We start from the raw sequence: 20,408 nt of genomic DNA, 5'->3' as shown, positions 1-20,408 counted from the left end.
CGGCAGCTACACTTGGCTCCATTATGCCTGCTCCGTCGTGCAGGCCATGTTGCAGACACCCTCATCCATGCCAGGTATCTCCATGCCCAACGCTCGTCCCGTCGCCATCCTCGGTGGCGTCCGCATTCCGTTCTGCCGCCAGAACACCGCGTATTCGGATGTCGGCAACCTCGGCATGTCGGTCCGTACGCTGGGCGCGCTGGTCGAACGGTTCGGCCTGCACGGCCAGCAGCTGGGTGAAGTGGCGATGGGTGCGGTGATCAAGCACTCCAGCGACTGGAACCTGGGCCGCGAAGCCACGCTGTCCTCCGGCCTGTCGCCGCTGACCCCGGGCATCACCCTGCAGCGCGCCTGCGGCACCTCGCTGGACAGCATCATCACCGTCGCCAACAAGATCGCGCTGGGCCAGATCGAATCGGGCATCGGCGGTGGTTCGGACACCACCTCCGACGTGCCGATCGTCTACGGCAAGAAGCTGCGCGCGCGCCTGCTGGCCGCCAACCGTGCCAAGAGCACCGGCGACAAGATCCGCGCGTTGACCGCCGGCTTCAAGTTCTCCGAACTGAAGCCCGAGTTCCCGGGCGTGGCCGAGCCGCGCACCGGCAAGAGCATGGGTGACCATTGCGAGGACATGGCCAAGGAATGGAACATCTCGCGCGACTCGCAGGACGAGTGGGCGGTGTCGTCGCACAAGAAGCTGGCTGCCGCCTATGAGCGTGGCTTCTTCAACGACCTGATCGCACCGTTCCGTGGCGTCGAGCGCGACAACATCCTGCGCCCGGATACCTCGCTGGAAAAGCTCGCCACGCTGAAGCCGGCCTTCGACAAGGTCTCCGGCCGCGGCACCCTGACCGCAGCCAATTCCACCCCGCTCACCGATGGCGCTGCCGCGGTGCTGCTGGCCAGCGAGGAATGGGCCCGCGCACACGGCCACGAACCGCAGGCGTACCTGCGTGATGCCCACGTCTCGGCCGTTGATTTCGTGCATGGTGAAGGCCTGCTGATGGCACCGACCGTGGCTGTGCCGGAGATGCTCAAGCGCAATGGCCTGACCCTGCAGGACTTCGACATCTACGAGATCCACGAAGCCTTCGCCGCGCAGGTGCTGTGCACCCTGCGTGCGTGGGAGAGCGAGGATTACTGCCGCAACCGCCTGGGCCTGGATGCACCGATGGGCCGCATCGACCCGGACAAGATCAACCTGCTGGGTTCGTCGCTGGCCACCGGCCACCCGTTCGCTGCCACCGGTGCCCGCGTGATTGCTACGGCCGCCAAGCAGCTGGCCGAACGCGGCGGCGGCCGCGCGCTGGTGTCCATCTGCACCGCCGGCGGCATGGGCGTGGTGGCGATCGTCGAACGCTGATTGTTGCGACCGCACGCCAACCAAGGTTGGCGACTACCGGGTTCCACACATGAAAACGTCGCCCAATGGGCGGCGTTTTTTCTTGCTCTGGTGAGTGCCGACCGTTGGTCGGCACGCTTCACGGCAACCGCGGATTACCGAATTCGTCGCGCTCTTCGTTGGCGTCATACACCGGCGGCTGCACCGTGATGGGCTGCTCTTCCACCGTGGCCCGTGCAGGTGCTTCAATGCCGCGCACCAGCTCCACGCTGTCCTCGCCGCGCTGCAGTCGCAGCGCATTGGCCAGGCATTGCGCGGCCAGCGCGTGCTCGCCACGCTGCGCGAACAGCTCACCCAGTGCTTCCCACGCAGGAGCACCAGCGCCGGCGGCGATGGCCTCATGCATGAACGCATCGGCGGCATCCCACTGCTGCTGGGCCAGGGCCACGCGGCCCTGTGCCAGGCGCAGCGCGGCCGACTCGTCATGCACGTTGCGCCAGCGCGCCAGGTTGCTCTGGCGGGTGGCCAGGCGCTCGGCCGGCAGGCGGCCATACAGCGCCACCAGTTCGTCGTCCCAGCGATGGTCCAGGGCCTGTTCCAGCGCCAGCAGCGCCGGCTCATCCCAGTTCAGGGCCACCGCGCGGCTGGCATACGCGCCGACCACGTCCGGGGTGGGGCGCAGCGCCTTCGGCGTGGCTTCCCACTGCGCGGCCAGCGCGTTGACGTCGGCCGCTTCCAGCAGCGCCTGTGCGGCCAGGCGTGCTTCCAGTTCGCTGTTGGCGTCGGCCGGCAGCACCTTGCTCTGGCGCAGTGCACCCAGCTGGCCATACGCCTCGTGGGCGCGGCCCGCCTGTGCCAGTGCTTCGGTGCGCAGCCACAGGCCGCGCGGCGGCAGCGGCTGGATCGCCGCCACGTCCAATGCGTTGATTGCATCCACCGGCAGATCGCGCGCCAGCAGCTGTTCGGCGCGCAGCAGCGCCTGCAGGGTGGCATCGCTTTCGCCCAGGCGCTGCAGCAGCGCTTCACCGGCGGGGCCGTCGGCACGCGCCTGCGCACTGCGCACGGCGTTGGCCAGCGCCACCGCGCTCACTTCCGGATCCTTGGCGGCGCCGTCCAGCAGCTTCTCGGCACGCTGCCACTGGCCGTGCTCATAGGCCTGCAGGCCGTCGATCAGGCGCACCCGGCCCTGCTTGCGGCGGTAGCGGCCCCAGGCGCGGAACGGTGCAGCGATCAGGCTCCACAGCAGCCACAGTACCAGCACCGCGATCACCGACAGCAGCGCCACCTTGGGCAGGTTGCTGTGGTAGTCGTAGCCGCCGTAGCGCAGAGTCACTTCGCCGAAGCGGTTGAGGTCATCGGCGCCGAGCCATTGCGCGGCAACCACGCCGATGGCCACGGCCAGCAACAGCACGACCAGGGATTGCAGGGGTTTCATGTGGGATTACCTCCGGTCGGTCTGGGTACGCAGCTGCTGCAGGGTGCTGCCAAGAACAGCGTTGCTGGCCTGCAGCGGAAGCTCGCGCAAGGCCTTCAGTTCAGCACGTTGCGCGCGCAGGGCCGGTGAATCCGGCCAGCGCCGTTGCGCCCAATGCTCCACGCGTGCCAGCGCAGTATCGCGGCCGGTGCGGTCGCCACGTTCGATCGCGGCGCGCGCCAGGGTCAGTTCCAGTTGCAGTGCATCGTCTGCATTGCGGCGCTCGGCGGCGGTCAGCGGACCGTTCTGGCGGCTGGGGCTGATGTCCACGAACGGGGCCAGCGTGGCCTGCCACCAGGTCTTGCCGGCGCCGGGCGCGCTGTCGCCTGTTACCTGCGAGGGCAGGCCCTGCAGGGCTTTGGCCAGGCTATCCAGGCGCTGCAGCGATTGCGCGCGCGGGCCGGCACCAAGGGAATCCAGTGCATCGCGCTCCTGCACCAGGGCCTGGCGCAGATTCAGGCCGTCGCTGTCGGGCAGATCGGCCAACGCGGTGGCGGCCTGTGCATACAGGCGGCGTGCGCCTTCCACGTCGTCGGCGTAGTTCAGTCGCTGTGCCGCCTGGGTCAACAGCAGCTCGGCCTCATCGCGCTGTACCGCCTGGCGGCCCTGGTTGGCGCTGTCGGCCAGCTTGGCCAGGTTCTCTTCCAGCAATGCACTGCGCTGCGAAAGGCCCAGCATCTCGTCGCGCAGCACGCGGTTGGTGGTCGCCGCATCCTGCAGGCGCTGGCTGGTCGCGCGCTGGTCGCGGCGCAATGCATCCAGCGTCGCCTGCAGGCCCTGCAGCTGCACGGCCGTGGTCTGTGCCTGCGCTTCCTGTTCGTGCTGTTGCTGTTGCCAGACGTACCAACCGGCATAGCCGCCCACGCCAAGCACGACCACCCCGGCCAGCGGCAACAGCCAGCGCACAGGTCGACGGGGCGGGGAAACGGGCGGAGTCTCGTTCATGGGGCTTCCTTGTCGGCAACGTCGCCGGTCAGGTTCCGGCAGGCCGCGTTGTGCACAGCATCACTGTTGCCGACCACAGCGGCAAGCGTGACCCACGTCCCTGTTCAGGTCGCTGCCGGGACGGTGAGCGTGGCGTGTGCAGCGGCCACCAGTTGTGCCGTGGTGGGCCCGGCCGCGCGCACCACGCGTTGCAGCCCCAATGCGTGCGCCTGTTCGCCGAGCCGTTCGCTGGCCACGACGACGGTGGCGTGCGCCTGAAAGCGTTGCTGCAATGCCGGCGGAAGCTGCTGCCAGAAATGCTGCAGCGCTTCGCCACTGCTCACCGCCAGCACCCACGGCTGCGCTGAATGCGCCAATCGAGCCAATGTGCGGGGCGGCAGGCGCAGCAATCGGCGCTGGTAGACGTCGGCGCGTTCGATCGTGGCGCCCGCCGCCTGCAGTTGCGCGGCAATCAGGCCGCGCCCGCCAGGGGCGGTGACCAGGCCGACGCACAGGCCCTGTACGTTGGCCAGCACCGGCAGCGCCAGCAGCCCCTCGCTGTCCATCCGCTGCGGTGCATGCACCTCGGCGACGCCCTGCGCCCGCAGCGCGCGCGCGGTGCCTTCGCCCACGGTCAGCCACGGGCTGCGTTGTGCTTCGGCCAGTGGCAGCAGGGTGGCGGCCGCAGTAACGGCGGCCGGACTGGTAAACACCACCCGATCGCAGTTCAGCGTGCGTTGCAGCTGACGCACCACTGGCGTGCCGTTCAGGCGCTGCAGACGCCAGGGCGGCAGGGCCACCACATGCCCGCCCAGCCCAGCAACGGCGCGGCGCAGCGCGGAATTCTGGCCCTGCGGTCGCAGCGAAATGAAGGTCCAGCCCGGCTCGGAACCGGCGGCGCCAGTGGGTATCGTATGGTCGGCCATTGCCTGCATTATGCGGGCCCTTCGTTGTCGTGGTCTCTGCTCCGATGTCCGTTGATGCTCTGACTTCCTCGCTGGCCGCCCTGCAGGACGTGCTGGACTGCATGCCGGCGGTCCGCGCCATGCAGATCCAGCTCGACGGCTATGCCGATGGCGTGCTGCGCATCACCGCGCCGCTGGCCGCCAACGTCAACGACAAGGGCAACGCCTTCGGTGGCAGCCTGGCCTCGGTGCTGACCCTGTCTGGCTGGGCGCTGGTCAGCCTGCGCCTGCGCCTGGCCGGCCACGATGCCGAGGTCTACGTGGCCGACAGCAACCTGCGCTACCTGGCGCCGGTCTACGAAGACCTGCACGCCCATGCCGAAGCGGCCGAGGTTACCGGCTGGGATGCTTTCCTGAACACCTTCCGGCAGCGCCGCAAGGCCCGCATCAGCATCATCGCCACCCAGCCCGGTGCCGATGGCAAGCCTGCCGCAGAGTTCAGCGGTCGCTTCGTTGCCTTCGCCAAAGGGTAGGATGGCAGGCTGACGTTCTGGGGAAACCACCGATGCGCCGCCTCATCCAGTTCCTGATGTGTTCCCTGCTGCTGGTCAGCGCCGTGGCGTCGGCCGACGACCTCAGCCGCAAGCAGCGCAAGCTGCTGGAAGAGACCCAGATCGCCTACGGCGCCACCATCCGCTGGGGCAGCATGGACGATGCGATCGGCTATCTGGACCCCAAGCTGCGCAAGGAAAAGCCGCCCACCGAGTTCGAGCTCAACCGCTACGCGCAGCTGCGCGTGTCGTCCTACCGCGAGCGCAGCAGCGCCTCGCTGGACGGTGGCCTGGTCGAGCGCCGGGTCGAAATCGGGGTGATCAACCAGAACACCCAGGCCGAACGCACCGTGGTGGTGGTCGAGCGCTGGCGCTGGGATGCAGAGGCCAAGCGCTGGTGGCAGACGGCCGGCCTGCCGGACCTGTGGAAGGGGCAGTGACGGGCCGCGTCCGGCTTGTGCGACAATCGGCGCCCGCTTAATCGACCCGTGACCTGAGTGAATTACGAAGAGTTGCTGGCCTTTGCAGGCCGAAACCCGATGCTGTCCGCGGCCCTGGTCGGCCTGACCGTGGCCATCATCGTCACCGAGATCCGCCGCCTGTTCCGGGGCTTCAAGGGCATCAAGCCCGCCGAACTGACCCAGCTGATGAACGCGGGCGGCACGGTGGTGGTCGACCTGTCGGCCAGCGGTGACTTCGAGAAGGGCCACATTGCCGGCAGCCGCAACGCCCAGGCCAGTGCCTTCGGCCCGGACAACAAGCTGGTGGCCAACGCCAAGCAGTCGCCGGTGGTGCTGGTGTGCCGCAGCGGCAACGCTTCGGAAACCGCCGCCAAGGCGCTGAAGAAGGCCGGTTTCGAGAAGGTCTACGTGCTCGACGGCGGCATTCCCGCCTGGCAGCAGGCCGAGCTGCCGCTGGTCAAGGGCCGCAACTGATTGCCGCAGGTGGCGGATCCGGCCTTGTATGGGCCTGATCCCGCCCCCATCGCAGTAGTTCGACCATCGTTTTCATTGCATTCATTGGAGTTACTGGAAATGTCCGAAGAGATCACCAACGGCGCCGCTGCGCCGGTCGATGCCGCCACCGGCCCCGCTTTCACCGTCGAGAAGATCTACGTCAAGGACGTCTCCTTCGAGTCGCCGAACGCTCCGACCATCTTCAATGACCAGGTGCAGCCGGAGCTGCAGCTGAACCTGAACCAGCAGGTGCAGCGCCTGGGTGAGAACGCCTTCGAAGTCGTGCTGGCCGTGACCCTGACCTGCCAGGCCGGTGAGCGCACCGCCTACGTGGCCGAAGTGAAGCAGGCCGGCGTGTTCGGCCTGGTCGGCCTGGACCCGCAGTCGATCGACGTGCTGCTCGGCACCCAGTGCCCGAACATCCTGTTCCCGTACGTGCGCCAGCTGGTCAGCGACCTGATCCAGGCCGGCGGCTTCCCGCCGTTCTTCCTGCAGCCGATCAACTTCGAAGGCCTGTACGCAGAAACCCTGCGCCAGCGCCAGGAGCAGGGCGACGCACCGTCGCTGGCTGACTCCGAGCCGGCTGGCAACGCCTGATTCCTGCCGCGACGTCACGGATGAGCACTCCCGCTGACAAGATCGCCGTGCTTGGCGCCGGTTCCTGGGGAACCGCACTGGCCAGCCTGCTCGCACGGCACGGTCACCCGACCGTGCTGTGGGGGCGCGACGCTGCCGTGGTCGAAGCCATCGACCAGCGCCACGAGAACCCGCGTTACCTGCCGGGCATCCCGTTGCCGGACAGCCTGCGTGCCACCACCGACCTGGCGTCGGCGGTGGAGGGCGCGGCCTGGATCCTGGTGGTGACCCCGTCGCACGCCTTCGGTGAAACCGTGCGTGCGCTGGCGCCGCTGCGCCCGGCCGGTGCCGGCGTGGCCTGGGCCACCAAGGGCTTCGAGCCCGGTTCGGGCCGCTTCCTGCATGAAGTAGCGCGCGAAGTGCTGGGTGAGGACGTGCCGCTGGCCGTGGTCACCGGCCCGTCGTTCGCCAAGGAAGTGACCCAGGGCCTGCCGACCGCGATCACCGTGCACGGCGACGTGCCCGAGTTCGCGCAGACGGTGGCCGAAGCGATGCATGGCCCAGCGTTCCGCGCCTACACCGGCGACGACATGGTCGGTGCCGAGCTGGGCGGTGCGATGAAGAACGTGCTGGCCGTTGCCACCGGCGTGGCCGATGGCATGCAGCTGGGCCTGAACGCTCGTGCCGGCCTGATCACGCGTGGCCTCAACGAGATGCTGCGCCTGGCCGCTGCCATCGGCGCCAAGCCGGAAACGCTGATGGGCCTGGCTGGCCTGGGCGATCTGGTGCTGACCTGCACCGGCGACCTGTCGCGCAACCGCCGCCTGGGCCTGGCCCTGGGCCGTGGCCAGACGCTGCAGGATGCCGTGCGCGAAATCGGCCAGGTGGTCGAGTCGGTGCAGACCGCCGACGAAGTGATGCGACAGGCACGCCGCCATGGCATCGACCTGCCGATCTCCGACCGCGTGCGCGCCGTGCTGCACGGCGAGCAGACGCCGGAGGAAGGCCTGCGCGCACTGCTGGCGCGGGAACAGAAACCGGAATACCCGGACACGCTGTTCAAGTGAATCGAAAACCCCGGCCACGCGCCGGGGTTTTTTGTGCGCGCCCCATCCACGCATAGCGTGGATCTAGGACGGAACCCGCTTCTGGTAGCTGCCAACCTTGGTTGGTGCCCGGTAGCGCCGGGCCATGCCCGGCGGCATTCATCACCGCGCGCGGCCGCGCGTTGCTGTTGTCCATGTCCGAGAAGATCAACCACGGCCCATCACCCACGCGCTTCAACGTGAGCGTGAACTTGCCGGTATCCCCCACCTTGTTGCCGTAGCTGTACGCACCGATGACGTAGCCCGTGTTCCCCTCCACCGCGTACGCCAACGCACGCAGCCGCAATGGGCTGCCGCCCTGGCCGGCATACGCCGCCTCGATCACGCTGCGGCCGCGCACCGGCGGCTGGTTGCTCTGCAGCACAAAGCCATCTTCGGCGAACAGTGCAGCCAGTGCCTTGGCATCACCGGTGCGCCACGCCTGCTCGTAGTCGCGCAATACGCGATCCAGCGGTGCGGGCAGGGGGGTATCGGGCAGGCGCGCAGACGTCGTGCCTTCTGCATCGTGGGCAATTGCCGGCGTTGCCAGCAGCAGGGCACTGCAGAAGATCATGGCGAGTGGTCTACGGCGCATGCGTCCGGCTCCAGGCGATGACGGGAAGCTGCGAACGCATCCTAGCGCGGTGCTGGTTAGAATCACGCGGCCGCAGATTCGGCGGATGCAGCGCAGATCAGACAAGGACACGGAATGAAGATGCGAATCACAGGGATGGCGATGATGGCCGCGCTGTTGGCAGCCTGCGGACAGGCACCGGAGAAGACTGGCGGGGCTGCACCTGCTGCGGCGCCAGCGCCGACCACCGAAGCACCGGCCGCCACGGCCACCGTGGTCGAGAAGGAATCCTCCGTCGAAGACGGCGTGGATCCCGCGGTATGGGACAACGAAGGCGAACCGGAAGACCCGGCCGCCGGCGGCGAGCTCACCTGCGCGGACAATCCGCTGGCGACCCACTTCTTTACTCTGGTGGGCGGCAACACCGTGGATGACTGCGGCCGCAAGGACCCGAAGGTGCTGGCCGCGTTCGATGCGCTGATGAAGGGCACGCAGGACGCCGAATCCAGCGACAAGGACATTCCGTCGCTGCGCAAGCGCCTGTTGAGCGGACCCAGTGGCCCTGGCGAGCTGCTGGTGCTGCAGGGCGAGCCGTGGTGGTTCTACACCGCCTGCCAGGCCCACGATTGCCCCGGCACCGCGTTGGCGATGTTGTACTCGCCCGATCAGTCGAAGCTGGTCGGCCGTCTTACCGCGCGCTGCCGTGTGTGGTGGCTGGGCGAGCCGACGGTGGAACAGCGTGCGCAGATCGAACAGCGCCAGCCACTGCAGGATGCCGCGTTGAAGGAAGACAGCGTGCTCTGCGAGTGATGTGGCGCGCTCTGCAGCGCCGGGCCGTGCCCGGCGCTGCAGTGAGCGTTGTTCCCCGTATCACCCTTCCGGCCGCATGCGTGCGCTGACCTGTGCGGCCAGCGACAGACTGGCCATCATCAGGCCCTCCATCACGCGGTCGCCCACGTATTCCTCCTCGGGCCCGTTCTGGCGTACGCGCTCGGCAGCCAGCAGCATTTCCAGCGCCACGCGCAGCCCGGCCAACGCACAGTCCGCGTCGGCCAGCGCCATGCGGCGCCCTGGCATCTGATGACGTTCGGGCCAGGGCTGGCCGTCGGCGGCCGCGCCCTTGCCGATGCGGTCGAGCGTGGCGATGAAACCGTGCGGATCGTGCGGGTGCAGTGCTTCCGAGGGCGCGTCCGCGTTGGCGGGCACGTACTGCGCGCGCAGGCGGGAGGATTCGGGTGTGCTCATGGCAAGGGCTCCGTGCAGGACAGACGGTAACCGCCACATAGAGGTGGCGGGCGGAGACGTGGCTCGAAAACCGGGAGATCACGAACAAGACCGGCAGGCGCAAGGCCTCCACGCTCCGCCCGCCATAGCCGGCAGACGGATTACCGACCGGCGCCACACAAGGTGACGCCGGCCGGCAAGCGCAAAACAACGTTCGTGATCTGACGGGTTTTCGAGTCCCGGCCACCCTTTTCCGGTGGCACGTCATCTGTACCGCCGTCGCTGCGCAACGCCAATCAGACAAGTTGCAAACAGCGTTCGATCGAAGACGCTTTCAGCATTCTTGCATGTTGTTAAGCAGCCGCAGATCGAGGCGCCGCAATGGTCGCAGCGGCTTTGGCAATATGCGACACGGATCGAAGTTGAGGGTGCTCCGCTCTGCCACGTCAGCGGGCCGATGACGACAAGGTAGGGGGGAGGCAGGAAGATCGCCATGGTGGACTATTGAACGACCCTGATCGTCCACAAAATTGCGCTTCAGCAGAAGGGCTGCCTGCTTTCGGAGCAGGCGCAGACGGTGTTGTGCCTACTGGAGCACAGCGGTGGAATACGCTTCTATCGCAATGGTGTCGCAATTCGCACTTTGCGGAGTAAGAGTCTGTTCGCTATAAGCGTCTCTTCCTCTCCACGACTGCGCACCATGAATCTGAGGGATCTGTTGGTCTCTGCTGCCTATCGCGACTACTTATCTGAACTGGAATCGCATCTGATCGGCCACCCTTTCAACCAAGACGCGCCCATTAGGGCTGTTGTTGTCCGCTTGCATGAAGAATGGATGGGGTACGCCGAGGTAACACCTGAAGCGCTGCTAGGCTTGATTGAAGCGGAACGCATTCAGACCTTCAGATACATTGCGCAGAAACTTACCGCATACATGGAAGCGGAAGGAGGCCCAGACAATATTGTCAATGAGCCCGCAAACCTGCACATGCCCATCGGTCATCTGATCGAGTACTGGTTGCACCGTGGCGAGGGCCCAGATCTAAGAAACTATCTGAGAAAAATCCGCATGCCCGGCGCCACTGCCTATGCCAAGGAGACGGCAGTGATGTTTCGGACTGCTCGAGCGACTGCCTTCAGTCAGTAGATCCGGGCCGTGGGATCCACGACCAACGCTGCCTGATGGTTCACGCACCACAGTTCAAGCTCGTCTCTGAGTTGAGGCCAGAGATCGGCCGCCCACGAGGGGGCGTTGCTTCGGAATGCTTCTTCGGAAGGCAGGTAGGCCGTTAACCTGCCCATTGGCAGCTCAAGAACGAACGAGCCATGCGGGCCTGTGCAGACCAGCTCTTCCTTCCACCGTGCTTTGAATTCGAAAACGGACATGCAGACGTAACACCTGAACCAAGCCAGCCCGCAAAGAGGGTTTCCCAGTTTAGAGTGTACGCCGGCGCCGTTACCTGCTCGCGCGCCGCGCACCTTTCTCGTCTTCGTCCTTTCCATCATGGGTCGAAGTTGATGACGAGGCGTACGGGTACCCCGCCAGGCCGATGACGACAGTGCGGGGCGAAGAACGTAAATCGACTTCGACGCACTCCGGTCTGTCAGTGCTCTTCGCGTCTCTCGTACCAGGCTTGAGTACGGTTCACGATCCGCACCACGGACAACATGACCGGCACCTCGATCAGCACGCCTACCACGGTCGCCAGCGCCGCCCCCGACTGCACGCCGAACAGCCCCACCGCTGTCGCCACCGCCAGTTCGAAGAAATTGCTGGCGCCAATCAGCGCTGAAGGGCCGGCCACGCAATGTGCTACGCCAAAACGACGATTGAGCAGGTAGGCCAGGCCGGAAGTGAAATAGACCTGGATCAGGATCGGCACCGCAATCAGTGCGATCACCAGCGGCTGCTTCACGATCTGCTGGCCCTGGAAGCCGAACAGCAGGACCAGTGTGAGCAGCAGCGCACACAGCGAGACGGGCCCAAGCTTGCGAAGCACCCGCTGCAACGCCGCCTCGCCACGACGCATCAGTATCCAGCGCCGCAGCAACGCCGCCACCAGCACCGGCACCGCGATGTAGAGGCCCACCGACAGCAGCAGGGTATCCCACGGCACGGTGATCGCCGACAAGCCCAGCAGCAGTGCAACCACCGGCGCGTAGGCCACCACCATGATCGCGTCGTTCAACGCCACCTGGCTCAGGGTGAAGTTGGCATCGCCACGGCACAGGTTGCTCCACACGAACACCATGGCGGTGCAGGGCGCGGCCGCCAGCAGGATCAGCCCGGCGATGTAGCTGTCGATCTGTGCTGCGGGCAACCAGTCGGCGAAGGCGTGGCGCAGGAACAGCCAGCCCAGCAGTGCCATCGAGAATGGCTTCACCGCCCAGTTGATGAACAGCGTTACGCCGATGCCCTTCCAGTGCTGCTGCAACTGGCGCATCGCAGTGAAGTCGACCTTCAGCAGCATCGGGATGATCATCAGCCAGATCAGTACCGCAACCGGCAGGTTGACCTTGGCGATCTCTGCGGATGCCAGCGCGGCAAAAGCGCCGGGCAGGAAGTGGCCCAGCAGGGTGCCAGCCGCGATGCACAGCACAACCCACAGCGTCAGGTGTCGCTCGAACAGGCTCATGGCAGTGGCACCGTCACTGCGCGCCGTCGGTCGGCAGCAGCCGGCCGATCCGGTCCAGCGCGTGCTGCAGCGTCGTGCGGTCGGACCACAACGATTCGGGCAGCGCGAGCAATGCACGCAGTCGCAGCTTCACGATGGCATGGGCCTGCGCGAATGCTGCGGCCTTGTCGGCATCGCTACCCGCGACGGCCGCCGGATCGGGCAGGCCCCAGTGGCTGCGGATGAAGTCACCGAACACCACCGGGCAGGCCTCCGCTGCGGCTGAATCGCATACGGTGATCACCAGGTCCATCGGGGCTGCATCCACGAACTCATCCCACGACTTGCTGCGCAGCCCTTCAATGGGCATTCCTTCGGCCTGCAACTGGGCCAGCGCGAAGGGGTTGATCTGGCCAGTGGGCTGGCTGCCCGCACTGAATGCGCTGAAGCGATCGCCGCCCCAGGCGCGCAGGGTGGCTTCAGCAAGCACGCTGCGGGCGCTGTTGCCGGTGCAGAGGAAGAGGACATTGCGGGTCATGTGGCTTCCATGGTCAGTGAGCGGTTTGGACATGCAAAGCGCGCTGGCCGGGCAGAGACGAGTGAACTCGGCAGAGCTGCGGATCGCCTCCGCTATCTGCGCGCGATCACATCCGGCATAGCCGTGCCGCGCGAACCACGTGCCTGCCGATGTTGTCAGCAGCACCAGTTCCCTGACCTGCATACGGCAGGCCACCTCTTCGGCCGCTGCCAGCAATGCGCGCCCAAGGCCGGTATTGCGTCGGTCATCAGACACCACCAGGGAGCGGAGCAGCGCCGAGGCGCCGAAAACCTGCAATCCAACGGCGCCCACGGGGACGCCGTCGAGGTCTGCGACGAAAAACACGACCTTGCTGCTTTCCAGATCGGCCACGGGTAACTGCGCCTGCTGCAGAAGGTCCCGGATGGAGGACAGGTCGTCGCGTGTGCCGGCACGAATCACGGGGTCTGGCTTCATCTCAGCACCTGCATGCCGGTTCGCTCACCGCGCACCGCTCGTCCGGCGAGCCCGCGCAGCAGTTGTGCGTCAGGTACTCGATCAAGCCGTTCATGGCATCGAAGTTGGCCCGATAGCAGACATGGCGGCCCTGGCTTTCACTCTCCACCAGCCCGGCCTGCACCAGCTCCTTCAGGTGGAAGCTGAGCGTGGCCGGCGGCACGCGCAGGGCCGTGGCGATGTCGCCTGCCATGCGCCCTGCCGGGCCAGCCTCCACCAGCAGGCGGAAGGCAGCCAGGCGGGTGGCATGGCCGAGGGCGGTGAGGGCGGCGATTGCATTCGACGTTTTCATATTTCTAGAATAGTCGAATGAATAAGCCAATCACAAGTGCCCACCTGCCGAACCTGGTAGACGCCTCGCTGCCCCAGCCCGATCACCGCCAGCTTGCCGCCGCAGATCTGGGGCCACCACGCATCCTCCTGCTCTACGGCTCGCTGCGGCCGCAGTCGTTCAGCCGCAAGCTGGCGCTGGAAGCCGAGCGATTGCTGCGCCACCTGGGGTGCGAAACCCGCATGTTCGATCCGCATGCGCTGCCCATGCTGGACAGCGTGGACACGAGCCACCCCGAAGTGCAGCGGTTGCGTGCGTGGTCGCAGTGGTCGGAAGGCCAGGTCTGGGTCAGCCCCGAGCGGCATGGCACGGTCACCGGCGTGTTCAAGAACCAGATCGACTGGTTGCCGCTGGAAGATGGCAGCGTGCGGCCCACGCAGGGCAGGACGCTGGCGGTGATGCAGGTGAGCGGCGGCTCGCAGTCGTTCAACACCGTCAATACGCTACGCGTGCTCGGCCGGTGGATGCGCATGCTGACCATCCCCAACCAGTCATCGGTGGCCAAGGCCTGGCAGGAATTCGATGACGATGGGCGCATGAAGCCCTCGCCGTACTACGACCGCGTGGTGGATGTGATGGAGGAGCTTGTGAAGTTCACGCTGCTGACGCGAGGGCGGTCGGACTACCTGGTGGACCGCTACAGCGAGCGGAAGGGCGACGCGCATGCCGCGGTATTGGCGCGGGCCGCAGGGGCTGCGGCTTCCTGAATTCCAATCTGCCGACGAGCGTATTACTTGCTTGCGCGCCGCGCGCCCTTCTCATCTTCGTCCTTCGCATCCCCGCGGCTCTGCGCGAACTCCGGGAAGGTCTTCGCGATCGAATCCTTGTCCGGCAGGATGTAGAACACGCCGCCCTTCTCGAACATGGGCTGCACGATCTGCCCGTAGAACGCGGGCGAGACATTGATGCAACCGTGGGTGACGCGGTTGTCGTCCGGCGTGGGCGATGCCAGTCGTTCGGCACGCTTTTCCTTCGGGCTGCCCGGCGGCAGCGGGTGCATTGAAACCGCGGAATCGTAATCCACCCACAGCACGCGCCCGGCATCGTCGGAGGGGCCGTAGCCACCGATGAAGCGGCCGGCCGGCGTGGTGCGGTCGTGGCCGGGAATCGCGCTCAGTGCGAGCTTGGCGACGCCGGGTGCGGAATGATCGCCGATAGCCGAACCGAACAGCGCCGGTGCCGCGCCACGCAGCTTGCCGTCACCGCTGAAGATCAGAACCTGCGCCGCCGCCTTGTCCATGACTGCAAACGGATAGCCCTGGTTGTCCTTGCTGGCGACGACCCAGCCGGCCAGTTCGATCACCGTTTCGGACACGCTCTGGTCAGCCGGAAGTTCATCAACGGCGGCTACCGGTGATGCAGGTGCGTCCTTGTCCCTGGCGTTGGCTACGCCGCTGCACGCAACGACCAGTGCCATGGCCAGTGCGGCATGGAGGGCACGGCGTGCAGGGGAGGAGTAGGTACGAATGGGACGGCTCCTTGCAATGCAGTCTTGGGTGGAAGGACGCCAGTGGCCGGCGAAGGCCACTGGTTCCCGATACAGAGATGGATCAATTCAAGCAGTGAGGGAGCGATTACCCGCGCGGCTTGCGGCCGGCCGGTGCCCTTTCAAGCTGCTGCACGCGGCCTTCGATCTGGTCCAGACGCTGGTTGGCCTGCTGTGCGGACTGGTTGGCGGATTCCGCACTCTGCGCAGCACCCTGCACCTTGACGTCGAGCTGATCGAGACGCGAGTTGATGGTTGCAAACTCGTTCTTGTAAGAGGCGCAGGCGCCAAGGCTGACGGTGGCGATGAGCGCTACAGCAAGTGCGCGGGCCGTCTTCATGTGTTGCGGGTTCAGGTTCATTGCACTCCCTCCTTCGTCTGGGGAAGCTGGAATATAGCGGCGTTTGTTCCCGTCGCTACCAAGCGCTTTCAGCTGGAATTTGAGTACGTGGATGGGCTGTGAAGGCCTGTAAATCAACAAACCTTAACAAGCGGGATCAGGCGAGCTGATCTGCGCCGGTCAAGCGCCTTGTGCCTGTTCAATATCACCCATTCACCAGCATGAAGCCGGCATCACGGTATCTGCGCCTGCGCGCTTTCGCCTGCTCCGCACGCAGGCTGCCATCCACTTGCTTCCAGCAGCGCTGCAGCGTTTCCAGGCTGGACATTCAGCAGTTCGGCGATGGCGTTGCGCGTGTCGGGCGCGCGCGCAACGTAGGCATGGGCAATGCGGTAGCCGATCCAGTAGCCGAGATCTCCACGGCGCGCATCGTCGCCGGGGCCGTTGTACAGCCACCTCGAAAGATCGGTGCCCATGCTGTCCTGCAGGAACGCGCGCTCCAGCGCACACTCACGACCCTGCGTCCAACGCTGCAGATGCGCGTTGGCCGGTTGCCCGGAGATCCGTTCGGCCACGTACTCGGCGCCGCCTTCCAGCAGCGTCTGATAGAGCAGGGTGGGCTGCTCGACCTCCACGCGTGCACCAGGCTGTTGCACGTGCACATACTCATGGGCGATCAGATGCACGAAGCGGTCACTCACATCGGCCTGCATCCAGTCGGCGTTGCACAGCGCTTCCAGGCCGATGACCACGCCTGCTTCGGTGGTAACGCCACCACTGTTGCCGCGGCCCACCAGTACGGTGACCGGGGGAAAGCGCGCAGACGGCAACAAGGCGCCCAGCTGATCGACGGCAGCGGCGACGCGCGTGCGGATCGATGGCAATGCTGTCGCGCAGGTTCCCGCTTTCGCAAACAATGCCGACTTGTCCTGGATGGCACTGGCCAGCCGCTCCATCGAGCCGATACGGCTGTCGGTGAAGCTGCGCAGGGCATCCGTACCCGCATCCAGATAGCCGTGTTGCAGTTCATCGGCGCTTGGGCGCCCTTGGTTGGCGTCCATCACCTTGAAGAAGCGCGTGACATCGTCTGTCTGCACGACGATGTGCCCGGCAGAAACGATGCGCTCAGCCGCCTGTGCCTGCAGCAGCGCGACCGGCGAGGCGATCAGGATCAGTGCCCACATCAAGCATCGAGCGTGGTGCGTATAAGAAGCCGGCAGCGGTGCCATGCAGAGTTCCCTGAACGCCAGCCTTATTTATACACCAGTCAGTTCAATATTCAGGGTTGATTAGACCCCCTAACGGATAATTCACACCTGTCGACCGCCTCCTTTCTCTCCCCCTCCCGGGAGGCGGTCGACGAAACCAAAATAATTAAAGGTGTGTCCCGATGAACAAGAATTCGCTGCTTGCCCTGGGTCTTCTGGCTGCCCTGCCGTTCGCTGCATCGGCAACCGATGGCCTGTCGTACAACTACGTTGAAGGCGGCTACGTGAACACCGATGCCAAGGGCGGCGACGCCGATGGCTGGAAGGTGAAGGGTTCCGTTGCGGTGCACCCGAACTTCCACGTCTTTGGCGACTACAGCGCCCAGGAAACCGACAAGTTCAAGAATGACGTCGACCAGTGGCGCCTGGGTGTCGGCTACAACTACGGCATCGCACCGAACACCGATCTGGTGGCCCGTGTTGCGTACCAGAAGTACGACGAGAAGCGCGGCCTGGACTTCAACGGCTACTCCACTGAAGTGGGCGTGCGCACCGCGTTCAACCCGTACGTGGAAGGCTACGTGATGGCCGGCTACGAAGATTTCAGCAAGAAGCACGGTTACAACCCGGACGGCGAGTTCTACGGCCGTGTCGGCGCCACCGCCAAGTTCAACCAGAACTGGGGCCTGAGCGGCGAAGTGAAGCTGGCCAAGGCTGGCGACCGCGAGTGGTTCGTGGGCCCGCGCTTCACCTGGTAACAAACGCCTGTCGTTAGTGCGTGTTGTGCTGGCGTGTGACTCTCTCTCTCTCCCACACGCCAACCGAAGCCCGGCCTCGCGCCGGGCTTCACTTTTATGGGCCCTGTAGCGCGACAATGCGGCATGGGCGACTCTTCCCCCCTCGCAGGTACTGGCACGGCCTACCAGGAGCATCCGGCGCCTGCGCCGCTGCGCGGCCACTTTGGTCAGCTGTGGCAGAGCCAGCTTCGTGACGATGCCGATGGGCACATCACCGTACTGCCCGATGGTTGCGTGGATATCCTCTGGCGCGACGGTGCGTTGTTCGTGGTCGGCCCGGACCGCGTGGCCGCGCACCCGGCGCTGGCACCCGGTGCGCAGGTGCTGGGGGCACGCTTCCGTCCCGGCCAGGCATTGGCCGCGCTGGGCCTGCCCCTGGCCGAGATCATCGGCCAGGCCGTGCCACTGGCCGATCTGAAGGGCGCGTGGGCGAGCAAGGCGGCGGCCTCCATTGGTGACACCGCGCCTGCACAGCGCCTGCAGCGGATGGCGCACTGCCTGCAACTGCATATGGGTGCGTCCGCGCTCGATACCCCGGCGCAGCGTGCACATGCCCTGTTTCAGGCGCTCGCCATTGGTGACGCCACGCTGGATACGCTGGCGGCACGCCTGAGCCTGAGTCCGCGCAGCCTGCGGCGCTTCAGCCAGTCGCAGTTCGGCTATGGGGCGAAGACGCTGGAGCGGATCCTGCGCCTGCAACGTTTTCTTCGCCACAGCCGCGCGCTGCCACAGCACTCGCTGGCGATGCTGGCCGCCGAGGCCGGCTATGCCGACCAGGCCCATCTCAGTCGCGAGGCGCGTGAGCTGGGTGGCATGACCGCACGCGAACTGCGTCTGGAGTGGGGTCAATGATGGCCGTTTCGTTCAAGACCTCGATACCGCGCTGATTGAAGCTGGGGCTCCCACCACGGAGCCACGCCATGAGCCACGTCGCACCCCACGATGCCGAATGCCGCATCGACAACATCGAATTCAACGTCGCCGACATTGCCCGCAGCAAACGCTTCTACGGCGAGGTGTTCGGTTGGCACTTCACCGACTACGGGCCGGCCTACACCGAGTTCGACGATGGCCGCCTGAAAGGCGGCTTCGTGGCCGACGCGCCGGTGCGTGCCCACGGCGGGCCGCTGGTGATCCTCTACTGCGCGGACCTGGCCGATGCACAGCAGCGTGTGACTGCCGCTGGGGGCGAGGTGGTGCAGGCGGTGTTCGCGTTCCCTGGTGGCCGCCGCTTCCAGTTCCGCGATCTGGATGGCTACGAGTTGGCGGTCTGGAGTGATGTGGATTGAGGTCTTCGTACCTCCGCTGGTGGACGGAACGAGAACCGCTCCGTCCCCGGCCAGGTGGTTCCGCTATGATCGCCCGCACATCGCCACGCGATGCGCCCGCCTCAAGCCAGCAGGAACCGCCGTGAACTCCCAGCCCGCACCGATCACCGCCCTCAACCACACGCTCGACAACGAGCCGCAGCAGATCACTGCGCCACTGACCCATTCGGCGGCGTTCCTGGTGCTGAAGGTGAAGGACGACGAGGCGTCGATCGCGAAGGCACGCGAGGTCCTGGCCAGCACCGATGACCTGATCAAGAACACCGCCATCCGCGAGATCGAGCGCACCTTCACCTGCAACGTGGCCATTGGTCACCGCGTGTGGAAGCCGCTGGTGGGCACCACGCCGCCGCGTGAGCTGCAGCCGTTCCGCGAGATCAAGGGCGCGACCCACACCGCCGTGTCCACGCCGGGTGACCTGCTGTACCACATCCGTGCACGCACCATGGACCTGATCGTGGCGTTCGAGCGCAACCTGCTGATGGCCTTCGGCGATGCGGTGGAAGCGGTCGATGACGTAGCCGGTTTCCGCTATTTCGATGGCCGCGATCTGCTCGATTTCGTCGATGGCACCGCCAATCCGGAAGGGCTGTCGCTGCCGGAAGCCACCATCGTGGGCGAAGAAGATCCCGAACATGTCGGTGGCAGCTATGTGGTGGTGCAGAAGTACCTGCACAACCTTGATGCCTGGCGCGCACAGAAGACCGAGGCGCAGGAAGCGATCATCGGCCGCACCAAGCACGACAACATCGAGCTGGATGATGCGCCGGCCGATGCACAGAAGTCGCACAAGACCCTGTGCACCATTGAAGACGCCGACGGCGAGCACGAGATCCTGCGCGACAACATGCCGTTCGCCAACCCGGGCCGTGGCGAGTACGGCACCTACTTCATCGGCTACACGCGCCGCCTGTGGGTGATCGAGAAGATGCTCGAGCGCATGTTCATCGGCAATCCCGCGCCCCTGCACGACCGCATCCTCGATTTCTCCACCGCCACCACCGGCGTGACCTTCTTCGCGCCCTCGCGCAAAGTGCTGGCCGATCTGGGCGATTGATCGCGCCGGGCAGCGGCGACCGCCATCTGCCTGTCATCTACCGCCCCGACCATCTGCTGTTGGATGCGAGTGCAGGAGCAGGTGATGGCCATGACAGGGAACAGAACCGGCATGCGCCGCTGGTGGTGGCCGCTGGCCGCGTTGTTCGGTGCGCTGGCACTGGGGAGCGCCGCGGTGTCCGCGCAGGAAGCTCCTGCACACTGGATGGCCTATGCCGCCGCCGTGGGGGGCCAGCTGCAGCAGCGCCTGCAGCAGGAGCAGGACCCGCAGGCGCAGCGCGTGCTGGAATGGCTGCAGGCACATCCGGACGCACCGACGCCGCTGCCGGTGAGCGTGTGGATCGCGGCGGATGGCCGCATCTCGAAGCTGGAATTCGACAGCCTGGGCGATGCCCAGGTTGACGCAGACCTGCGCGCGACCCTGCAGGCAGCGCCGTTGCAGGCGGCGCCACCGGCCGACATGCGCCAGCCGCTGCGGCTGGGCCTGGTGCTTACCCAGTAGATCCACACCATGCGTGGATATGCCTGGTAGATGCCGACCTTGGTCGGCAGGCACGCCAACCAAGGTTGGCGACTACCGGTGGCCCCCAGCCACGCATGGCG

The 20,408-nt window shown here is 66.0% G+C and carries 25 protein-coding genes and 2 pseudogenes; 14 read left to right on the top strand and 13 right to left on the bottom strand.

Going from position 1 to position 20,408, the window contains the following annotated elements; translation table 11 throughout:
• Positions 1–67: 67 nt before the first annotated feature.
• The gene (locus AC5QAH_RS17900; RefSeq protein WP_029550824.1) at positions 68–1,363 is read left to right on the top strand and encodes an acetyl-CoA C-acetyltransferase; all 1,296 of its coding nucleotides are present in this window, start codon (positions 68–70) and stop codon (positions 1,361–1,363) included.
• A 118-nt stretch (positions 1,364–1,481) separates the two neighbouring features.
• Here AC5QAH_RS17900 and AC5QAH_RS17895 read toward each other — a convergent pair whose 3' ends face one another.
• The 3 genes from AC5QAH_RS17895 to AC5QAH_RS17885 all read right to left on the bottom strand — a co-directional run bounded on the left by AC5QAH_RS17895 (position 1,482) and on the right by AC5QAH_RS17885 (position 4,675).
• The gene (locus AC5QAH_RS17895) at positions 1,482–2,777 is read right to left on the bottom strand and encodes a heme biosynthesis HemY N-terminal domain-containing protein (RefSeq protein ID WP_049454270.1); all 1,296 of its coding nucleotides are present in this window, start codon (positions 2,775–2,777) and stop codon (positions 1,482–1,484) included.
• A gap of 6 nt (positions 2,778–2,783) precedes the next feature.
• Entirely contained in the window at positions 2,784–3,761 is a 978-nt protein-coding gene (locus AC5QAH_RS17890; protein WP_029380131.1) for a uroporphyrinogen-III C-methyltransferase, read from the bottom strand.
• Positions 3,762–3,865: 104 nt separating this feature from the next.
• Positions 3,866–4,675: a uroporphyrinogen-III synthase gene (locus AC5QAH_RS17885; RefSeq protein WP_049454272.1), complete on the bottom strand. Its 810-nt coding sequence runs from the start codon at positions 4,673–4,675 to the stop codon at positions 3,866–3,868.
• Between the two features lie 35 nt (positions 4,676–4,710).
• Between AC5QAH_RS17885 and AC5QAH_RS17880 the strand changes: the two genes are divergently transcribed.
• From AC5QAH_RS17880 to AC5QAH_RS17860, 5 genes are all read left to right on the top strand, one after another.
• A complete protein-coding gene (locus AC5QAH_RS17880; protein ID WP_043400743.1) occupies positions 4,711–5,178 on the top strand; it encodes a YiiD C-terminal domain-containing protein in 468 nt (155 codons plus the stop codon).
• A gap of 32 nt (positions 5,179–5,210) precedes the next feature.
• On the top strand, positions 5,211–5,636 hold the full coding sequence (locus AC5QAH_RS17875) for a hypothetical protein (RefSeq protein ID WP_019338209.1): 426 nt from the start codon (positions 5,211–5,213) through the stop codon (positions 5,634–5,636).
• 57 nt (positions 5,637–5,693) lie between these two features.
• Positions 5,694–6,131 (top strand): rhodanese-like domain-containing protein, encoded by a 438-nt coding sequence (locus tag AC5QAH_RS17870; RefSeq protein WP_004153552.1) that lies wholly within the window; start codon positions 5,694–5,696, stop codon positions 6,129–6,131.
• 99 nt (positions 6,132–6,230) lie between these two features.
• The gene (gene secB, locus AC5QAH_RS17865; RefSeq protein WP_004153553.1) at positions 6,231–6,749 is read left to right on the top strand and encodes a protein-export chaperone SecB; all 519 of its coding nucleotides are present in this window, start codon (positions 6,231–6,233) and stop codon (positions 6,747–6,749) included.
• Between the two features lie 20 nt (positions 6,750–6,769).
• Positions 6,770–7,795, top strand: a complete 1,026-nt coding sequence (locus AC5QAH_RS17860) for an NAD(P)H-dependent glycerol-3-phosphate dehydrogenase (protein ID WP_010487166.1) — start codon at positions 6,770–6,772, stop codon at positions 7,793–7,795.
• Positions 7,796–7,940: 145 nt separating this feature from the next.
• On the opposite strand, the pseudogene AC5QAH_RS17855 reads toward AC5QAH_RS17860, so the two are convergent.
• Positions 7,941–8,387: pseudogene (locus AC5QAH_RS17855) on the bottom strand (YybH family protein); the annotation flags it as partial.
• 135 nt (positions 8,388–8,522) lie between these two features.
• Here AC5QAH_RS17855 and AC5QAH_RS17850 point away from each other — a divergent pair.
• Positions 8,523–9,197, top strand: a complete 675-nt coding sequence (locus tag AC5QAH_RS17850; protein ID WP_235651258.1) for an Ivy family c-type lysozyme inhibitor — start codon at positions 8,523–8,525, stop codon at positions 9,195–9,197.
• Between the two features lie 60 nt (positions 9,198–9,257).
• Here AC5QAH_RS17850 and AC5QAH_RS17845 read toward each other — a convergent pair whose 3' ends face one another.
• Entirely contained in the window at positions 9,258–9,632 is a 375-nt protein-coding gene (locus AC5QAH_RS17845; protein WP_010487161.1) for a hypothetical protein, read from the bottom strand.
• Positions 9,633–10,311: 679 nt separating this feature from the next.
• Here AC5QAH_RS17845 and AC5QAH_RS17840 point away from each other — a divergent pair.
• A complete protein-coding gene (locus AC5QAH_RS17840) occupies positions 10,312–10,758 on the top strand; it encodes a hypothetical protein (protein ID WP_125438125.1) in 447 nt (148 codons plus the stop codon).
• On the opposite strand, the gene AC5QAH_RS17835 is transcribed toward AC5QAH_RS17840, so the two are convergent.
• From AC5QAH_RS17835 to AC5QAH_RS17815, 5 genes and pseudogenes are all read right to left on the bottom strand, one after another.
• Complete coding sequence (locus AC5QAH_RS17835) at positions 10,752–10,997, bottom strand: hypothetical protein (RefSeq protein WP_071306498.1); 246 nt, start codon at positions 10,995–10,997, stop codon at positions 10,752–10,754. The genes AC5QAH_RS17840 and AC5QAH_RS17835 overlap by 7 nt on opposite strands.
• 218 nt (positions 10,998–11,215) lie before the next feature.
• Entirely contained in the window at positions 11,216–12,247 is a 1,032-nt protein-coding gene (arsB, locus tag AC5QAH_RS17830; RefSeq protein ID WP_495232475.1) for an ACR3 family arsenite efflux transporter, read from the bottom strand.
• 13 nt (positions 12,248–12,260) lie between these two features.
• Positions 12,261–12,764, bottom strand: a complete 504-nt coding sequence (locus AC5QAH_RS17825; RefSeq protein WP_029380129.1) for an arsenate reductase ArsC — start codon at positions 12,762–12,764, stop codon at positions 12,261–12,263.
• Positions 12,765–12,800: 36 nt separating this feature from the next.
• Positions 12,801–13,220 (bottom strand): annotated as a pseudogene (gene arsN2, locus AC5QAH_RS17820) (arsenic resistance N-acetyltransferase ArsN2); the annotation flags it as partial.
• A gap of 1 nt (position 13,221) precedes the next feature.
• Positions 13,222–13,551, bottom strand: a complete 330-nt coding sequence (locus AC5QAH_RS17815) for a metalloregulator ArsR/SmtB family transcription factor (RefSeq protein WP_171954768.1) — start codon at positions 13,549–13,551, stop codon at positions 13,222–13,224.
• A 17-nt stretch (positions 13,552–13,568) separates the two neighbouring features.
• Here AC5QAH_RS17815 and arsH point away from each other — a divergent pair, with 17 nt between their 5' ends.
• The gene (arsH, locus tag AC5QAH_RS17810) at positions 13,569–14,297 is read left to right on the top strand and encodes an arsenical resistance protein ArsH (protein WP_049410050.1); all 729 of its coding nucleotides are present in this window, start codon (positions 13,569–13,571) and stop codon (positions 14,295–14,297) included.
• Between the two features lie 23 nt (positions 14,298–14,320).
• On the opposite strand, the gene AC5QAH_RS17805 is transcribed toward arsH, so the two are convergent.
• The 3 genes from AC5QAH_RS17805 to AC5QAH_RS17795 all read right to left on the bottom strand — a co-directional run bounded on the left by AC5QAH_RS17805 (position 14,321) and on the right by AC5QAH_RS17795 (position 16,600).
• Positions 14,321–15,007, bottom strand: coding sequence for a L,D-transpeptidase family protein (locus tag AC5QAH_RS17805; protein WP_043034949.1), 687 nt, complete (start codon positions 15,005–15,007; stop codon positions 14,321–14,323).
• A 157-nt stretch (positions 15,008–15,164) separates the two neighbouring features.
• Entirely contained in the window at positions 15,165–15,437 is a 273-nt protein-coding gene (locus AC5QAH_RS17800; protein WP_010487149.1) for a hypothetical protein, read from the bottom strand.
• Between the two features lie 212 nt (positions 15,438–15,649).
• Complete coding sequence (locus AC5QAH_RS17795; RefSeq protein WP_313311447.1) at positions 15,650–16,600, bottom strand: DUF2268 domain-containing putative Zn-dependent protease; 951 nt, start codon at positions 16,598–16,600, stop codon at positions 15,650–15,652.
• 206 nt (positions 16,601–16,806) lie between these two features.
• Here AC5QAH_RS17795 and AC5QAH_RS17790 point away from each other — a divergent pair, with 206 nt between their 5' ends.
• The 5 genes from AC5QAH_RS17790 (at position 16,807) to AC5QAH_RS17770 (ending at position 20,307) form a co-directional block, all read left to right on the top strand.
• The gene (locus AC5QAH_RS17790; protein WP_004134798.1) at positions 16,807–17,382 is read left to right on the top strand and encodes an OmpO family porin; all 576 of its coding nucleotides are present in this window, start codon (positions 16,807–16,809) and stop codon (positions 17,380–17,382) included.
• 123 nt (positions 17,383–17,505) lie between these two features.
• Positions 17,506–18,273: a helix-turn-helix transcriptional regulator gene (locus tag AC5QAH_RS17785; protein ID WP_241874484.1), complete on the top strand. Its 768-nt coding sequence runs from the start codon at positions 17,506–17,508 to the stop codon at positions 18,271–18,273.
• A gap of 68 nt (positions 18,274–18,341) precedes the next feature.
• Complete coding sequence (locus AC5QAH_RS17780; protein ID WP_043034959.1) at positions 18,342–18,710, top strand: VOC family protein; 369 nt, start codon at positions 18,342–18,344, stop codon at positions 18,708–18,710.
• Between the two features lie 121 nt (positions 18,711–18,831).
• Complete coding sequence (locus tag AC5QAH_RS17775; protein ID WP_241874485.1) at positions 18,832–19,806, top strand: Dyp-type peroxidase; 975 nt, start codon at positions 18,832–18,834, stop codon at positions 19,804–19,806.
• A gap of 84 nt (positions 19,807–19,890) precedes the next feature.
• A complete protein-coding gene (locus tag AC5QAH_RS17770) occupies positions 19,891–20,307 on the top strand; it encodes a hypothetical protein (protein ID WP_197597486.1) in 417 nt (138 codons plus the stop codon).
• The last annotated feature ends 101 nt before the right edge of the window (positions 20,308–20,408 follow it).

This window comes from Stenotrophomonas sp. YJH_SMC_43, from assembly GCF_059372535.1.
The sequence above is the reverse complement of the archived record's forward strand: the minus strand, read 5'-3'. Positions and strand labels throughout refer to the sequence as shown.